Source organism: Paenibacillus sp. Dod16 (assembly GCF_049893405.1).
Taxonomy (GTDB): Bacteria; Bacillota; Bacilli; order Paenibacillales; family Paenibacillaceae; genus Paenibacillus_AQ.
Genome location: NZ_JBNDYG010000028.1, coordinates 161454 through 179466, shown reverse-complemented (window position 1 = coordinate 179466; position 18013 = coordinate 161454). Strand labels below are relative to the sequence as shown.

General features: G+C 49.2%; 12 protein-coding genes. 6 read left to right on the top strand and 6 right to left on the bottom strand.

The genetic code is table 11. The features are described 5' to 3' along the window. The 3 genes from hemG to ACPV3A_RS20285 form a co-directional block, all read left to right on the top strand. A partial coding sequence (gene hemG, locus ACPV3A_RS20295) for a protoporphyrinogen oxidase (RefSeq protein WP_426200824.1) occupies positions 1-1245 on the top strand: 1245 nt, incomplete at its 5' end. Beyond that, positions 1245-1808, top strand: coding sequence for a DUF1697 domain-containing protein (locus tag ACPV3A_RS20290; RefSeq protein WP_194543340.1), 564 nt, complete (start codon positions 1245-1247; stop codon positions 1806-1808). The genes hemG and ACPV3A_RS20290, both read left to right, overlap by 1 nt. A gap of 795 nt (positions 1809-2603) precedes the next feature. Then, positions 2604-7826 (top strand): S-layer homology domain-containing protein, encoded by a 5223-nt coding sequence (locus ACPV3A_RS20285; RefSeq protein WP_426200822.1) that lies wholly within the window; start codon positions 2604-2606, stop codon positions 7824-7826. Positions 7827-7928: 102 nt separating this feature from the next. On the opposite strand, the gene ACPV3A_RS20280 is transcribed toward ACPV3A_RS20285, so the two are convergent. From ACPV3A_RS20280 to ACPV3A_RS20270, 3 genes are all read right to left on the bottom strand, one after another. Continuing rightward, positions 7929-8879, bottom strand: a complete 951-nt coding sequence (locus tag ACPV3A_RS20280) for a glycoside hydrolase family 43 protein (RefSeq protein WP_426200898.1) — start codon at positions 8877-8879, stop codon at positions 7929-7931. A 292-nt stretch (positions 8880-9171) separates the two neighbouring features. Beyond that, entirely contained in the window at positions 9172-10401 is a 1230-nt protein-coding gene (locus ACPV3A_RS20275) for an aminopeptidase (protein ID WP_339218077.1), read from the bottom strand. A 126-nt stretch (positions 10402-10527) separates the two neighbouring features. Beyond that, the gene (locus tag ACPV3A_RS20270; protein ID WP_194543336.1) at positions 10528-10899 is read right to left on the bottom strand and encodes a MerR family transcriptional regulator; all 372 of its coding nucleotides are present in this window, start codon (positions 10897-10899) and stop codon (positions 10528-10530) included. 205 nt (positions 10900-11104) lie between these two features. On the opposite strand from ACPV3A_RS20270, the gene ACPV3A_RS20265 reads away from it, so the two are divergent. Further along, positions 11105-12691, top strand: a complete 1587-nt coding sequence (locus tag ACPV3A_RS20265) for an MDR family MFS transporter (protein ID WP_220684761.1) — start codon at positions 11105-11107, stop codon at positions 12689-12691. Positions 12692-12801: 110 nt separating this feature from the next. Here ACPV3A_RS20265 and ACPV3A_RS20260 read toward each other — a convergent pair whose 3' ends face one another. The 3 genes from ACPV3A_RS20260 to ACPV3A_RS20250 all read right to left on the bottom strand — a co-directional run bounded on the left by ACPV3A_RS20260 (position 12802) and on the right by ACPV3A_RS20250 (position 15937). Next, positions 12802-13623 carry a carbohydrate ABC transporter permease gene (locus tag ACPV3A_RS20260; RefSeq protein ID WP_113061135.1) on the bottom strand — a complete coding sequence of 274 codons (822 nt, stop codon included), beginning with the start codon at positions 13621-13623 and terminating at the stop codon, positions 12802-12804. A gap of 16 nt (positions 13624-13639) precedes the next feature. Continuing rightward, positions 13640-14599 carry a carbohydrate ABC transporter permease gene (locus tag ACPV3A_RS20255; protein WP_071220399.1) on the bottom strand — a complete coding sequence of 320 codons (960 nt, stop codon included), beginning with the start codon at positions 14597-14599 and terminating at the stop codon, positions 13640-13642. Positions 14600-14680: 81 nt separating this feature from the next. Next, positions 14681-15937 (bottom strand): ABC transporter substrate-binding protein, encoded by a 1257-nt coding sequence (locus ACPV3A_RS20250; protein WP_339218075.1) that lies wholly within the window; start codon positions 15935-15937, stop codon positions 14681-14683. Positions 15938-16375: 438 nt separating this feature from the next. Here ACPV3A_RS20250 and yqeK point away from each other — a divergent pair, with 438 nt between their 5' ends. Together yqeK and ACPV3A_RS20240 are read left to right on the top strand one after the other, a co-directional pair. Next, entirely contained in the window at positions 16376-17011 is a 636-nt protein-coding gene (gene yqeK / locus ACPV3A_RS20245) for a bis(5'-nucleosyl)-tetraphosphatase (symmetrical) YqeK (RefSeq protein WP_339296702.1), read from the top strand. 22 nt (positions 17012-17033) lie between these two features. Beyond that, a complete protein-coding gene (locus ACPV3A_RS20240) occupies positions 17034-17765 on the top strand; it encodes a metallophosphoesterase family protein (RefSeq protein WP_194543332.1) in 732 nt (243 codons plus the stop codon). The last annotated feature ends 248 nt before the right edge of the window (positions 17766-18013 follow it).

Sequence of the window (18013 nt, the reverse complement as noted above, 5' to 3'; positions counted from 1 at the left end):
AACGGTGAATTTATTATGGAAACCGGAGCGGATTCGATCGTATCCCGGAAAACGAATGTGGCACCACTTCTGGAGGAGCTTCAGTTAACAGACCAGATTGTGTATAACGCCACGGGGACTTCTTTTATATATACGACTGCAGGTTTGAAAAGAATCCCGGATGAGAGCGTATTCGGCATACCGCTTAGCCTGAAATCCTTGGCCGAAAGCGAGCTTGTGTCTGCCGAGGGGAAGGTGGAGGCGCTCAAGGACTATTACACGCCGAATGAAACGTATACCAAGGACGATTCTTTGGGGGAGTTCCTTGAAGCCTTCCTTGGCAAGGAAATCGTTCAGAATCAGATCGCTCCGGTCATATCGGGCGTCTATTCCGGGGAGCTTCATGACCTGACAATTGCGTCAACGTTTCCCTATTTGCTGGAGTACAAAAATACGTGCGGCAGCATCATGGGCGGTTTGGCCGAGAATAAACAGAAATTCCTTGGCTCGGGCAATAAGAAATTTCTTTCCTTCAAAGACGGAGTCTCCGTATTGATTGATGCATTGGAACGGACCGTGATACAAGCAGGCGCGAAGATATACAAAGGCGTTGCCGCAGAGAAGCTGGAGAAAGCAGCCAGCGGCTACGGGGTGACGTTGGCAAATGGCGAAAAGCTTGAAGCTGATTTTGTTGTTTTAAGCACGCTGGGATCCGCCGCGAAGGATTTGCTGCAAGATCCGCTGCTTAATGAGGACTTTGACCAGATGTATACCAAATCGCTCATCAGCGTGTATCTTGCCTATGACATTCAAGACGAAGAGCTTCCCTATGATGGAACGGGATTCATTACGGCCAAGGGAACCCGGTTGAAGTGTGATGCTTGCACCTGGACGAGCCGGAAATGGGAGCATACCTCCGAGAACAAGCGGTTATTGATGCGATTATTCTACAAGAGCTCCAATCCGCATTATGAGGAGCTGATCCAGTTATCCGATCAAGAATTGAAACAGATCGGGATGGGGGATATCAGCCAAAGCCTTGGCATTAAGGCTGAGCCGATCTCTTGTGAAGTCACCAAATGGCATGACAATATGCCGAATTATCATTTGAAGCACCGGCAAATCGTGGAATCATTAGAACAGAAAATGGATGACCAGTATCCTAACGTTATTTTGGCGGGATGCTCCTATTATGGAGTGGGGATACCGGATTGCATTGCGAACGGGGAGAAGACGGCAGGTCTGATTCTGGAAAGGATGCCCTAATGACAATCTATATTGCGTTGCTTAGAGGGATCAACGTAGGCGGACACAATAAAATCAAGATGGCCGATTTAAGAAAGATGCTTGAATCTAGGGGACTAGCTCGCGTGCAGACCTACATCCAGAGCGGAAACGTGCTCTTTGAATCCGGGGAATCCAAGGAAACGCTGCGCGTTCAAATCGAGCAGGGCATATTTGAAACGTTCGGCTTCCCGATATCGGTGATCCTTAGAACCTCCGAGGAAATCGAGGGGATCGTTCGGAACTGTCCATTTTCGGAAGAAACGCTGCGTCAAGCGGAGGCAGCATCGGAGTTTGAGAGTCTTTATGTTGCCATGCTGACGGAAGCGCCTGCTGTTGAAGATGTGGAGAAATTAAAGCTTTATGTGAACGAAAAGGAAATCTTCGAGGTGATCGGTGAAGAGGTTTACTTGCTGTTCAAGGAAAGCGTTCGGAATTCCAAGCTGGCGGTTCAGTTGTCGAAGCTCGGCGTGCCGATGACGATGCGGAATTGGAAAACGATGAACAAGCTGGTACAACTGTCCCAGACGATGAAGAGTGTGTGAGCAGCCGCAATCATTTAAACAAATAAAGGGGTACATAGCTGATCTCCATATTCAAAGAAAGTTCGGGTCAAAAGTGTTTCACTTCCCGAGAACCGGGTAAATATAGAACAAGTGGGAAGTGGTATTGTCAATCGACGGACGGAAGAACATCATGTCATTCCGAAAGGCAGTTGATTCGCCATGAACACTCGTAAAAGGAGAAGGAGAGCGAAGTTTCTTCGATTCTTTTCTGGTAAGGCACCCTAGCAATTGGAAAATTGCTGCATAATGAGTAACAAAATCGCTTCCCACTGATAAGGATCCTGCGATAATATTCGCGGGGTCCTTTTTTTTTTGTGCAGAATAAGCACAAACTGCATCCTATGAGAAAGGATGATGAACAATGCTTGCTCAAAGATGAAACGGATAAGAAATGAATAGATCGGAAGTAATGATCTTTAAACGCCATGCCGGTTTCGTTTGTGGATCTTGAGATATGGATGCTTACTTAAGATATAGTGATGAAGGTCTGTTCGGATATTATCCTATTTTACTAGAAGGCTAGCTGATTTCCGGGACTTGCGTATCATTTATCATATTTTACATAAAGTGGTTTAAAAAACGAAGGGAATATGCAATTATTGATCTTAGGAGGTGACGTGCTAAATGGATCTCTCAAGGGAATAGCCTAAATCTGATAGAGTGAGGGATTTGATATTGAAAGCGCTTTAATTAAAATTTGGAGATCCCATGGAGACCTGGAGAATTGGGAAACTGAATTGATTGTTCAAAAAATCATTTCTAGGAGGTTTTCCATTGTCTAAGATCGTCCTGAATCGATGTATATCCTGCTTCTTGATCCTCTGTATCGTGTTGTCGGCCTCGTTTACCGGTTTCGCAGGACAGGCTTCAGCCCAGTCATCCACCGCGCCTACCAACGTGCCTGAACTCCTGATCACCGAGCTTGTTCCTGATTCCACGAATGTAGGAACCGCCGACGGATATGAATTTATTGAAGTATATAACAATACCGATCAAGACATCGATTTCAGCCATTACAAAATTCGTTATCGTTACTTGGAGAGTGATACCCTTTGGGCTCATGTTCCCGATGAGGTGAAGATTCCATCCAGAGGCACGCTGGTGTTCTGGATCATTAATGCTCAGAACAGCAAATCCACGATTGCTGATTTTAATAAAAACTACGGCACCAATCTGATTGAAAACACCGATGTTGTCAAAATATTCTCAGGCGGCATGTCCAATTCACGCATGCGGGAGCTCGTGGTTGTAACAAATACCGGCCGTCCGATCGTGTCCGCATTTTACAATGACGGGGAGGTTCATAACAAAGCCGATCAGGGGATTTTCTATAAGTATCCCGAAGATGGCAGCCTGAAGATGCAGCGGATCTCCCAGCTGGAGCATAAGGCTACGCCGGGTTCGCTGCAGCATTCCGAGGTGCCTGCGGAGCCGGTACATATTGATGTGACCAAGGAACCGGCGGTCACCAACCTGACGACAACGACCAATGTGGAGCCGGGCGAAAATCTGGAGATTACGGCAGAAGCGCACGATGATCGTATGGTTACTTCACTTGCGCTATCTTATCGTGTCGATGGACAGAACGATTACAAGGTTGTACAGCTTCAGGACGGGAAGCAAGGCCTTCGTCATACGATTTCTTATCTGGAGCTGCTGGGACACAACAAGCTGGAGTACTTTTTCACGGTATCCAATACCTTTAAGAAAGTAGAGAGTCCTAAATATGAAGTCGACCTCACGGGGAACGGGGCCAGCGCCAGCCTGAATGTTGACGATCAACAGACCGTCACCGGGAAAACGTATATTCGGGGTGCGGCAGACGGGGCAGAGCCTGCGGATCTCGAGCTTCATATCGACGGGCAGCCGGTTCAAGGTTCAGCCGTTATGGAGCATTCCGCTTATTTTGTTTTTGAAGGCGATGGTATTGACGATGGGATCAACACGGTGACCGTAGGCAAGAACGTTCTGTTCAAGACCGAGCCGAATATTGACGGTTATCAAACCATCGTTGTCCCCGTCGAACCGCAATGGCTGACAAGCGGCACAAACGAAATTACCCTGCGGGCCGGCGATAATGAGAAGACCTATTTCGAGGATGACAAGCCGACGGGGAATATGGATGATTTTAATGTCCGCAACGTACGGCTGTTGTTAGGAGACGGAACAGAAATCCGGGATCCGCAATTTAGCGATCCTGCGCTTATTCATGACCTAGGGGACGATGGACGGTTTCTGCCATTTGTAACGTTTCAATTTGATATTTCTGCCGATAAGGTAAAAGCCCTCTCTTACGCATGGGATACCACGACGGTTACAGACGGGCAGCACAAGGTTGATTTGCATGTAAAGGGTAAGTCTGAAGCAATGGCCAACATTCAGGTAGATAACAATGGACCCGAAATTAACGTGACTGTTGAAGAGGGCAAGAGCTATAAGGGAAGCATTCCCATTGATGTGACTGCACAGGATAGCGTATCCGGCGTTGAACAGGTGGAGGTACTGCTAGATGGTCGAGCCATCCAGGTGCCATACGATACTTCATCGTCCGAGCTTGAACCAGGCGTCCATAAGCTGGACATTCGGGCAGTGGATAAGATTGGCAACATCTCGGAACGTACGGTAACGTTTAACACCGCACCGGAGCATCCGAATGCACCCGAATTGGTCTCACCAGCAGATATGGAGAGCGGAACCGGGTTATCGCCGGAGCTTAAGGTTCAAGTCAGCGATCCATCGGATGACGAGCTTGAGGTCTCCTTCCACCAGGCATATCCGTATCATGCATTAAGTGGCGATCGGGTAAAGTTATCCAAGTACGCCTCGGATGAAGAGCCTCCTAAGGATAGGTTCCCGGCTGGCGAAACCGCGCTGACCGAAGAGGAATTGAAGCTGGTAGCTGAATCCAACGATCAATATGTCACGGTGGATTCCACGTCCCAGTTCCCGTATATCCGGTTTGAGGTAGAGCTGGAGCATGCCGTGGAGCCGGGTGACCGCGTTGAAGTTACTTGGGAAGGACATACGGTGTCGGGCCGCAAGGTCACGATGTATGCGTGGAACCACAACCTGAATAAGTGGATGGAGATCACCAAACATATTGCGCAGTCTAAAGATGATTTTACCCTTCGAGGCGAACTGTCGGCAGCAGACTACGTACAAAACAGCAAAGTGGATGTCATTGTACAGGATGAAATCCCTTCACGTGGAGATTATGACTACACTTTTGTTTGGGTATCGGATACCCAATTCTTAACGGAGCTGTACCCGCATATTCAGCAGAAGCAATTCAACTGGATTGTCGATTCCATCGATGATATGAACATCAAATATTTGTTCCATACCGGTGATATCGTGAACGACCCGACAGCTGAGTATCAATGGAAACGTGCCGATGATTACATGAAGATGCTGGAGGATGCAAATCTGCCGCATGGCGTGCTCGCCGGAAATCATGATGTGGGAAGCTACGATTGGGACTACACGACCTACAGTCAATATTTCGGGGAGAACCGTTACAAGAATCAGCCATATTACGGAGGTTCCTACAAGGACAATCGCGGACATTATGACCTTGTATCCGTTGAAGGCAACGACTTTATCATGATGTATATGGGATGGGGCGTTGAAGACGAGGACATAAAGTGGATGAACGAGGTTCTCGCAGAATATCCGGACCGTATCGCATTTCTGAATTTCCACGATTACATGCTCGCGAACGGAACTCGTTCCGGTATAGGCAACAAATTGTACAAGGAAGTTGTCGTACCGAATCCCAACGTGGTTGCCGTTCTAAGCGGCCATTACACGGGAGCCAGTCTGCTTAAAAATGAATTGGATGATAATGGTGACGGTACTGCGGACAGAACCGTATATCAGATGCTGGCAGACTATCAAGGACATGCCGATGGCGGGAGTGGTTACTTGAGACTGCTGCATTTTGATAAGGATAGCAATCAGATTTACGTGAATACGTACTCTCCTTATCTGGACAAGTACAATTATTATACGAATGGCTCGGATGAGTTCAAGATGAATCTGGATCTTGAACCGAAATTAAAGCGGGTAGCAACGGATTCGATCCAAGTGAATCATCTGAGAGGAGAGTCCATCGGTACGCCGCAGAACGTAGCTAGCGGCACTGAGGTTGTTCAGCAATGGGCAGGACTGCAATCCGATGGAACTTATTCGTGGTATGTCGTCGCACAAGACAAATTCGGGGGGAGAACCCTTTCGGATGTGTGGACATTCACGACAGATGGAGGGAATCCAGACGCTCCGACCAACCTGAAAGCACTGAATGTGACATCGTCAACGGTTCAAATCGGTTGGGATCCCGTGAGCAGTCCAGACCAACAAGCGATGAATTATAATGTATATCAGGACGGAAAGCGCGTAGCAACGGTCACGGATAGCGTATATGAAGCGACGGGGCTGACCCCGGACACGCTGTATGAATTCAAAGTAACCGCCGTGGACAAGCAAGGCACGGAATCGGCTCCGAGTGAGATATTAACGGTCGTCACTCAAGCCGTAGACATTCCGGGAGCGCCAGTGTGGACAGCCGGGGAGCTTGAATTTTCGAACATCACATCAGACGCTGTATCCATGAGCTGGCCGGAAGCGACCGCAGATGATGGCGTGGATGGATATCGTGTATATCTGAAAGGGCAGAGTGAACCGGTTGTTACCGTGACAAATGATGTGTATTCGCATACCGCTTCCGGTTTGGTTCCTGACACCCGATATCATTTTACCGTGAAAGCCTATAACGCTGCGGGAGAGAGCGCCGGACTTCATAAGTCGGTTACAACGCCGGCAGCAGCAGTAGACAAGAGCGAGTTAATCGGATTAATCGCATCGGCACAGCAAAGGCTTGACGAAACAAAGGAAGGCACATCGCCGGGGCAGTATCCGGCAGAAGCAAGGTCTGCACTCCGTGCTGCCATTGAAAGAGCCAGCGCCATAGCGCAGCAGGATCAGGCAACAGCCAAGGAAGTACAAGCTGCGATCAGCGCTCTGCAAGCCGCGATCCGTACCTATAACGCTTCGGTGGTACCTTCAACGGAGAACCCGCCATCATCGGGATCAGAGTCGGGATCGGGATCCTCTGGAGGCCACGTATTATCTGGAGACAACCGTTTAAAAGGACTCGAAGTGATCATCGGCGGCAAAGCAGCGGAACTCACCCCTGCATTTAATGAGAATACGACAGAGTACCGACTTGAGACGGAAGCCGAATCCGTGCAGCTCCGTGTGGATGCGGCGCATAACAAGGCAACAGTCCTTCTGGGGGAAGAATCCCTGAAGAAGGATCAGGTTATCGAGCTGAAGGAAGGGGATAACCTGTTGAAGCTGGTGATTCGGGCTGAGAACGGAACGACCCGAACTTACCAGTTAACCATTCATCGTAAGGCGAAGCCGGGGACCGAAGAACCGAAGCCGGAGCCAAAGCCAGTGATGTTAACCGACATCGCGGGACATTGGGCTTCGTCGGCGATAGAGGAAGCCGTTCAGCTCGGTATCGTTGACGGCTATCCGGATCATACCTTTAAGCCGGACCGGCAAGTAACACGCGCTGAATTTATGGTGATGATGTTCAAAGCATTGAATGGACAAGGGGATGCTGGGAAGCTGAATTTCAAAGACAGTTCCCTCATCGGAACCTGGGCGCTTAAAGCGATTCAATGGGCTTTATCCGAAGGTATTGTGAAGGGATATCAAGATGGCACATTCAGACCGAATCAACCTGTCAACCGTTCTGAAATGGCGGTCCTGATCACACGTTATTTGGGCCTTTCCTTACCAGAAGCAGAAACGGAATTCCTTGATCAGAAAGCCATTCCGGCTTGGGCAGAGAAGGAAATCGCTGCCGTCACCGCGGCTGGCATCGTGAATGGGCGCTTAGGTAACCGGTTCGCCCCACGGGAATCCGCGACCCGGGCGGAAGCCGTCATGATGATTCTTCGTATGCTGGATATCATGGAGAAGAAGTAAGAAATAAGAACGGATAAGAGGCTGACACTAGAGCTGGAGCTTTAGTGTCAGCCTTTTTCGGGTGGATGTCTAAGGAAGATTCATATTATGGGTATGGAGCAGTCAATAAGTGGGCCAGCCCTGGAAATCCCAGTTCAAATCATTGATGAGCAGCTTCGGCGTGCCGTTATCGGTTGCGTCATACGCATGTCTAATAATGAGGTTATTATAGACATCCTGATGTCCGGGACCTTTCCACACTGCATTCCCGCTGTCCATAATCGTGCCGCCGCCATTCAACATGCTGGTACCGTTCTTGTCCACGTATGGACCTGTTATGCTGGTGGAACGGCCGTAAGCGATTTTGTAGGTGCTGTTGACCCCTTGGCAGCAGGAATCGAAGGAGGCGAACAGATAATAGTAACCGTTTCTATAAACGATGGTAGGCGCTTCAACGGCACCTCTGTTGTTCGGGCGTGAGGCAATGGAATACAGGTTTCCGGTCGGTTTCATTGTATTTGCATCAAGCCTGGTCAGCTTGAGTCCGCTCCAGAATGAGCCGTAGGCCAGCCACGGATTGCCGTCCTTATCGATTGTCAGCGTCGGATCAATCGCATTGTAATTATTGGAGGAGGTCGTACGCGTGACGAGACCGTCATCTCGCCAATTGCCGGAGGAGATGCTGGTCGTGGAAGCCAGGCCGATAGCGGATGTGTTGGAACCGAAGGAGGAGATCGAATAATAGAGCCAGTAGCGGCCGTTGAAATATTCAATATCGGGCGCCCATAGATCGTTGGTGCTTTGGTTTGGTACATAGATTTTCCACCAGGACAGCGGGGAAGCAAATACCTGGTTCGATCTGGACCAGTTCGTGCCGTTGGTCGATTTCAGCAGTTGGATGCCCTGACCGGTAGAGAAAGTGTACCATGTGTTTCCTTCCTTGATGATGGTTGGGTCATGTACAACAATATCGCCGCTCAGGTTCCAGAATGCACCAAAAGCGGACTGCGTGCCTGCTGTGCATAAACTGATGGCAAGCAAAAGCGAGGTAAGCCATTTCCCTTTTTGTTTCATCATTGTTCTCTTCCCTTCATTGTGAAATGGGCATTGCTAATCCGTGCAGCGCCTATCTTTTCCCGGATCACCTCCAACATCTTGCGATATTAATTCATAATTATGTGAAATGTTTTATGTTATATTAAATTATAAAAGCGCTTCCAATATAAGTAAAGTAAAAAAATCAACTTCGTTTATTTCTTTTTAAATCAGCACAAAGAGTTACGGATATTAGTAAAGCCCCGCGAATTCCCGCAGGGCTTTGTTTCAAGTATACAGCTGTGAATCTGAACACGGATCTAGAGTGTAGTTAAACCCATCGTCCACCGCGAAATACAGGTTCAATCGTGCCGTCAGCCAGCACGCCATCAATGTCCAGCTCGGCCGATCCGATCATGAAATCAACATGCGTCAGACTGACATTGGCTCCGCGAGCTATAAGTTCTTCCTTGCTCATTTTGGTACCGCCCTCGATATTGACAGGGTAGGCGCTGCCCAGCGCAAAATGGCACGACGCATTCTCATCGATACCGGTGTTATAGAAGACACGGTTCAGCTGGGAAATTGGCGAATCATGCGGTACGAGTGCCATTTCTCCCAGATAAGACGCGCCTTCGTCCGTTTCCAGCAGTGTTGTGAGATGCTCCCGCCCGGATTCGGCTTCATACTCGACAACCTTGCCGTCCTTGAACGTGAGCTTCATGCCCTCCACCAGGCGGCCGTTTAGATTAAGCGGCAGCGTACTCGTTACGGTTCCGTTCACGCCTGTACGGTGCGGCATCGTGTAGATTTCTTCGGTCGGCATGTTCGCCACGAAATATACGCCGGCTTCATTCTCGTCGCCGCCGCCGAGCCAGAGATACCCTTCCGGCATGTCCACGCGCAGATCCGTTCCAGGCGCACGATAGTGGAAGCCTTTATAGCGTTTGGCATTCATGTGGTTCTGGCGCAGTTTCAGCTGAGCTATATGATCCCGCCAAGCGGCAACCGGATCTTCGCTGCCCACCCGGTTCATCTGGAATACCGCATCCCACATGGCTTGAATCCGATCCTCTTCGGGAAGATCCGCGAATACCTTATCGGCCCAGGCACGGGTAGGGGCTTTAATGAGCGACCAGCTGATTTTATTGTTGCGCACGTAAACCTGGTATTTCTCGTTGGCTACGGCAGCGGCTTTTACGGCTGTAGATACTTTGGTCGAATCAATGCCGCGGAACAGCTCCGGATCCGGGACTTTAATGCGCAGAATGGCTCCTCCGCCTTCGGCTAGCTGCTGCATGGCGTCGGCCTGCCACTGCGGATAATAACCGAAGGAGTCAGCGGGTGCTTTCTCGTAGCGAATGCGGGTGATTCTCTCATCTTCCCAGTCGACTTGCACATATTTGGCACCTGCATCGTATGCCTTGGCCACGATGCGGCGTGTCAACTCTACGGTTTCGATTGGAGCATTGACGATCAGCACTTGGCCTGGCTGAATGTTTACGCCTACCTTAACGACCAGCTCCGCGTATTTCTCCAAATTTTTCTCGAAATTGTCCATATGTAGATTTCCTCCATTTCAGATGTACACCTTTATTTTAACACGTTAAGGAGGTATGCAGATAACGGATCTCATCATCGAAAAGAACGGCTCCGAGCATCATGACGCTCGGGGCCGCGTATGTCGTTAGACGGGGACCTGGTTCTTTTTCTTCATCGTAAGGGAAATTTGCCGCTCAAGCAGCCTTTTCAACTCATGGAGAGCAGCGATCTGACCATCCACATGACTTAACTTCTCTTGGTAAATGGACAGCATTTCCTCGCAGTACTCGTAATCATCTGGAGAAGAGATTTCCCCTTTGAATAAAGCTCTGATTTGATCCGTCGTTAATCCCAGCTTCAAATACAATTGAATCATTTTAACCCGCTCGATGGCAGATCTGTCGAAATGACGGTAATCGTTCTCAAGCCTGTGGGCTTCAAGCAGGCCTTTTTGTTCATAATGCCGGATGGAGCGTGCACTGACCTGACTGATTTGCGATAATTCACTGATCTTCATTCCACATGAACCTCCTTCATGAGTTGGATATCCCGATTATACGCTACCAGGGATGAGTGCATAAAGTCTCTGGGCTGTATTTATATGTATTTTGAAAAAAAGAGGAATCGGGGATAAAAGTGTGACAGTCACCTGTCATACTTTCTGAATTACAATGACGACAGTAAAGAAGAAGGAAACCTACTTAGAAGGAGTGTATGAGAACTTGAAGACACAATCAACCAACAAATTACCCATCGTGCTTGCCGGCCTGCTGCTCGGCATATTAATGGCCTCCATGGACAATACGATCGTAGCGACCGCTATGGGGAATATCGTCGGGGAGCTAGGAGGACTTGATCATTTTGTATGGGTGACCTCCGCTTATATGGTCGCTGAGCTTGCGGGAATGCCGATCTTCGGCAAGCTGTCCGACATGTATGGGCGCAAAAAGTTTTTTGTATTCGGGATGATTGTATTTATGCTGGGTTCCGTGATGTGCGGTACGGCGAACTCCATTACGGAACTGGCGCTATATCGTGCCGTGCAAGGTATTGGTGGCGGTGCGCTCATCCCGATTGCATTCGCGATTATGTTCGATACGGTTCCCCTCGAAAAGCGGGGTAAGCTTACCGGGTTATTCGGAGCCGTGTTCGGATTATCCAGCATATTCGGACCGCTCGCAGGTGCGTATATTACCGATCAGATTACATGGCAGTGGATATTCTATATTAATTTGCCAATCGGCATCGTGGCTTTCATGATGGTAACGCTGTTCTATAAAGAATCGCATGAACGCTCCAAACAGCCGATTGATTGGATGGGCGCCACTACGCTCCTGACAGGCGTGATCTGTTTCATGTTTGCTTTAGAGCTTGGCGGCAAGCAGTTGGCGTGGAATTCCTGGATTATCCTGACGTTGTTTGCTGCGGCGTTTGTCATGCTGGTCCTCTTCGTGCTTGCGGAGAGAAGGGCGGAAGAACCGATCATTTCGTTTCGTTTGTTCAAGAATAAACTCTATACCTCCAGTGTGCTGTGCGGCTTATTCAGCGGAGGATCCTTCATCGTGGCTTCCGTGTATATTCCAATCTTCATTCAAGGCGTACTTGGCGGAAGCGCAACGAACTCGGGGCTCGTCCTGCTGCCAATGATGGTGGGTTCGGTCATCACGGCTACGGTGAGCGGTTTTCTGATGAGTAAAATATCGTATCGTAACATCATGATCCCGACGCTTGTCCTGTTCACGGGAGGGATGGTGCTTGCTTCGACACTAACGGCGGAATCCAGCAGGTTCATCGTAACCCTGTACATGGTGCTGATCGGGCTTGGCATCGGCGGCTCGTTCTCCGTGCTGAGTACTGCCGTGATGCATGGTTTATCCTATAAGCAGCGTGGAATGGCGAGTTCTACCTTTAACTTTACGCGGTCGCTTGGGATGACGATTGGGATTACGGTGTTCGGGTTGATACAGAGCCGATCCTTTGCCGGTTCCTTATCCTCGGGATCGAGCGTGATGAACACCGAGTCGCTGCCTGAAGGATTCGATCTCAAGGACCCTCACATCTTATTGGCGCCGGAGACGAGGTCGCTGATTCCGGCCGAGCTGCTCAAGCCGATCTCGGACTCGCTTGCTTCCTCCATTGCGGCTACGTTTGCTTGGGCTATCGTTCCTGCAGCGTTAGCGCTTGCGGCAGCAACGGTAATGGGGCGCAAAAAGTTGGATGAAACAGCGGAGTTAAAGCGGGAGACGGTCGTTGGTTCAGAAGAGGAGAGTGAAACTCCGGACCATGAGAAGCTGGCGATGGTGCCGTAATGGTTTCGGTATGGCGGTATGATCTGGGGTAAAATAAAAGAAAAGGCTGCTTTTAACAAATAAGAGGGTATCCCAATAGATCTAAGATCTTTTGGGATACCCTTTTGCCGTTAACTCTTAATGGCACCTGCTGCAATATCGGAAATGAATTGCTTGCTGATGAACAGGAACAAAACGATCAGCGGAATGACGGCGAGCAGCGTACCGGCAATGACCATCGAATAGTCGGTCGTGTATATTCCGTTCAATGAGGAAAGCGCAACCTGCAGGGTGAATTTGTTCTCATCATTTAGAATAATTAGCGGCCACAGGTAGTCATTCCATACGCCGATGAACGTGAAGGCAGCCAGGAACGATAGGGCGGGACGCAGAATCGGCAGCGATATATTCCAGTAGAGGCGGAAGAATCCGCAGCCGTCGATTTTGCCTGCATCCAGCAGCTCCGAGGGCACCGACTCCTGTGCATATTGCCTGATCCAGAAGATCCCGAAGGCGTTTACCATTCCGGGAATGATCAGCGCCTTATAAGTTCCTACCCATCCGAACTCTGCCATAATGACAAAGGAGGGTACCAGGGACAGCTGGGCCGGCGCCATCATGGTAGCCAGCAGCAGCACAAACAGCCATTTTTTGCCCGGGAAATGGAATTTGGCGAACGTGAATCCGGCCAGGGAATCAAAGAATAAGACTAACAGCGTACAAGCGGAAGCCACGAACAGAGTATTCCAGAAGGCGCCGAAGAAATCAATGCTGCTCAGCACCCTCGACACGTTATCAAGCAAGTGAGGACCGAACCATAGTTTCGGAGGAAAGCTGTAAATATCCGAAGTGGTTCGGGTTGCCATGACAAGCAGCCAATAGAAGGGGAAAATCGACAGCAGCAGTCCGGCGATTAACCCGATGTGAAGGAATATGGATTTCCATTTGAACATACGATTCACCCCCATTTCAGTCATTGGACGGACTGCCCTGCACCATTTTCCAGTTCACGATGGAAAAGATCGCTATGAGCAGGAACATTCCCCAGCCGACGGCAGCGCCATATCCGAAATAGTTATTCACGAAGGCTTCACGGTACAGGTAGAGGACGATGGTCATACCGCCGCCGCTGACGCCACCATCATTGCCAACAAGCACCTGCGGTTCGGTGAAGATCTGCATGCCGCCGATGGTCGAGGTAATGACCGTGAAGAGAATGATGGGCCTAAGATTGGGAATGGTGATTTTGAAAAAGGATTGAATGCCGGAGGCTCCGTCGATCTTGGCTGCTTCGTACAGGACGGTCGGGATGCTCTGAAGCCCGGCAAGATAGATAATGGCGTTATACCCTGCCCATCTCCATATGACCATGACCGAAATGGCGAGCTGTATGCCCCATGTCTTATTCAACCACTCGATGGAGTTCAGGCCGAGCAGGGACAGCATATAGTTGAGAAGGCCGTAATTGTTCGAGAATACGGTGCCGAAAACGATGGCAACCGCCACGAGTGAGGTGACGTTCGGCAGGAAATAGCCGATCCGGAAGAACGTGCGGAACCGGACAAATGATGCATTAAGCAGGAAGGCAACGACCAGCGCGATAAACAGCATCGGTATCGTGGAGTAAATCCAGATGAGCAGCGTGTTGCCGACGGCTCTCCAGAATTCCGGATCGGTGAGCATGAATTGGTAGTTGCCCAGCCCGTTATAGGTCATCTCCCCGATGCCGTCCCATTTCTGAAAGGATAGGAACATCGAGAAGGCAATCGGGAAAAGGCCGAATATGGCAAATAGAATGTAAAATGGGGAGATCGCCAAATATTCTTTGCGGTGTTTCCATATCTGTGCAGACAGTCGGTCTTGAGATTTCGGATGTTTAGGAACAGGCTTCTGTTCCACGGGCGTGCGATTCAGCATTGGATTATCCATCGTACTGTACCTCCTGTAGCGGTTGGTATTTAAGTACTCCTAACAATCGGAAAGCCATACCTCGCAAAACAAGAACCTTGGTCAGCGCAGCAGTTCTTTTTTGACTCTGGCCAGCGCGTCTGCCCAGGCTTTATCAGGATTTTTGCCCTGGAGCGCAACGGATGACAGCTCTCGATTGACAATGCCGTTTACATTAGCGAATTTACCACCGAAATAAGCAGGTTTGACGTTACGCGCAGATTCCGAGAACACCTCGCCAGTTGCCTGATTCCCGAAAAATTCCTCGGGCTCCTTCATCACGGGGGCATCCAGCGCGTCTTTGGCGGAAGGGAAGAGGTTGATCTTCTTAAAGGATTGAACCTGATTTTCCGGACTCTGAATATATTTCATCACTTCAAATGCTTCTTGCGGATATTTACTCGTCTTCATAATGGCCAGGAAGGAGCCGCCATTGTTGCCGTCCCCGCCAGGGGCGCGTGCTACTCTCCACTTGCCGCTGGTATCCGGCGCCGCCTGCATCAATATTTCCTTCATCCACACCGCACCGACAAAGGAAGCGACCCGTCCATTGTTCATGGCGGCATTCCATTCGGAGGAGGACGTATTGGCGTTGGCGCTTAGCTTCATCTGGGAAGCCTTCACCGCCGTATCCCACGCCGTTTTCATGGAGGACTCGGGAGTTTCGCCGATAAACGTATTGTCCTCGGCAAAATATATGCGTTCAGACTGAGCATTCATTTGCGTGTAAATGTTGGTGATGTTGTCGAGCATTTTCACTTTTTGATCAAAATGCTCCTGCAGCTTCTGCCCGGCTTCGAAGTATTGATCCCACGTGCCAAGCTGCGCGTGGACCTCTTCCGGTTCGGTTGGCAGCCCGGCTTCCCCGAACAAATCGGCCCTGTAATATAGGGCCGTTGGCCCCGTATCGATCGGAAGGGCAATCATGGTGCCTTCCGGGGTAACGCCAAGCTTCCATTTCCAATCCAGGAAATCCGGCTCAATATCCTTGGCGCCCAGCTCATACAGATCGTAGAAACGGTCCGAGCTCGTAAACAGCTCTGCCACCCAGTCGTTAAAAGCGACGATGTCCGGTCCTCCGGAACCGGCCGCCAGCGTTGTCTTTAGCTTCGATTTGAAGTCGCCACCGATTTTTTGCGCATCGATTCGAATCCCCGGGAATTCCTTTTCAACAGACTTAATCAGCTCATCGTCCAGGCTTCGGTTCCAGTACCAGAGTGTAAGCGTTTTCGTTTTTTCGGTGGAAGCATTTCCCGTGCAACCACTGATGATCATAACAAGAATCAGTAACCCCAAGCTAACCATCCTGCGTGTATTCACTATCGTCAGCCTCCTAACGTGGTGAAGTCGGTGATGCTTAAATCTTATTCAGTTACCAAGCTCGCGTGAGTAAAATATATGATTACGTTAATAAACATTAGACTAAAAATCGAAACATTCCATATTAAGGAATAATAAATGGACAAACCGGGGGCCATATCACGGATCGATCAAGTCTTTCCTAATATATCATTGCTTCCTCCTTCCAATAGGTTCGTTATGTCTTACTCAACGTTGATATCCCGCATCATCTGCACGAATGGGTTTGGTCGATGATGCGTAGAATCGGATGACCTCCTTTCTTTGACTTTCTTGTATAATAGCTTCAAACTATTCTCAGTATAAGTTAATATTGTATGGAAAATGAAGTGCTAGATTGGTAAATTCAAGGAATTGGGTGAGGTGAAAAGAGTGAATGACCCGCGTAAGCATCGCTTGATGATCAGCTCCTACCGTGAGCTTGGGGGACACGATCTCACCGGAAATCTTAGAAATGACGTGGTCCGCTTTCTGCAGAAACACCAATGTCTAAAAACAGCAGAGCATGTGCTTAAAGTGGGGGAGGAAGCCCGCAGAATTGCAATTCTCTATGGTGCCGATCCGAACGCTGCTGAATATGCCGGGTATCTGCATGATATTAGTGCCGTTTTTCCGAATCATGTCCGCATTCAAGTATCCCGTGAGATCGGTTTGGAAGTATTGCCCGAAGAAGAGTTATTTCCCATGATCGTCCATCAGAAAATATCGGCATATATGGCTGAGGATTTGTTCAAGATTACAGAACCGGAAATATTGAACGCTGTTGGTTGCCATACGACGTTGAGATCCAAGGCTTCTTTGCTAGACAAGGTACTGTTCGTCGCTGACAAATTGGAATGGGATCAAACGGGAATCCCCCCGTATTCAGAGGAGGTTACGGACCAGCTGCAAATCTCGCTGGATCATGCGGCATTCGAATATATTCAATACTTATGGAATCGACGTGAATTGCTGAAGGTAGTCCATCCCTGGCTTCGAGACGCTTATGATGAATTAAGGGATTCACTTAGCCATAACCACAGCAATTCGAAATAAACGAAGCTTGGAGGCGGGTTCATTGACGCAAATTGCATTGATCTCCGACATTCACGGAAACATCCCTGCGCTGGAAGCCGTTCTGAAGGATATCAGACAGCGCAGAATCGAAACCATCTACTGCCTGGGCGACTTGATTGGCAAGGGCCCGCACGGAGATATCGCGGTTGATATGGTGAGAACCCATTGCCAGCATGTCATCAAGGGGAATTGGGACGACTTTATAGGTAAGGAAACCGATGATCCGGTCCTCCTATGGCATCAGCATAGACTCGGAAGCGAGAGGCTTCAATATCTTGCCGATCTTCCGTATATCCTTGAGTTCATGATGAGCGGTAAATGGATCCGGTTGTTTCATGCATCGCCCCGCAGCGTGTACGAGCGAATACAACCATGGGATGGCCAGGAGAAGCTTGAAACTTTGTTTCACAGTTCCCCGCTGGGCGGGGATCCGAGAATCGCGGACGTTGCTGGTTACGGGGATATTCATAATGCATATCACCAGCATCTGGACGGGAGAACGCTATTTAATACCGGCAGCGTTGGCAATCCCCTTGAAATGCCTGAGGCCTCCTATGTCATTTTGGATGGAATCTATGACAGCGAAGATCCGGCTCCTCTCAACATTCAATTTATTCGCGTGCCTTACCCTATTGAACAAGCCGTACAGGATGCCCTGGAATCCGGCATGCCTTTCCCTGAAGAATATATTCTCGAGGTTAGAACAGGGCGGTATCAAGTAAGAAAAGATTAATGATGGTATCGATTTCTGAAGAGCCGGTTATGCCGGCTCTTTTTTTAGAGATAAGAAAGTATAAACTTCCAAGGCTTAGCATCCTTATCTCGCAAGAAAAACTTCCGCTCAATGCAGTTTCCTTTATTACCCAATAAAGGATTAGGATGGTTGAATAAATAAGAATGAGTGTTCTTAAATAGGTCTTAAGAAGGGTAGGGAGTCTGGCGCGGATTCGATATGATTAAGTTAATGGATAATTTTGCTGT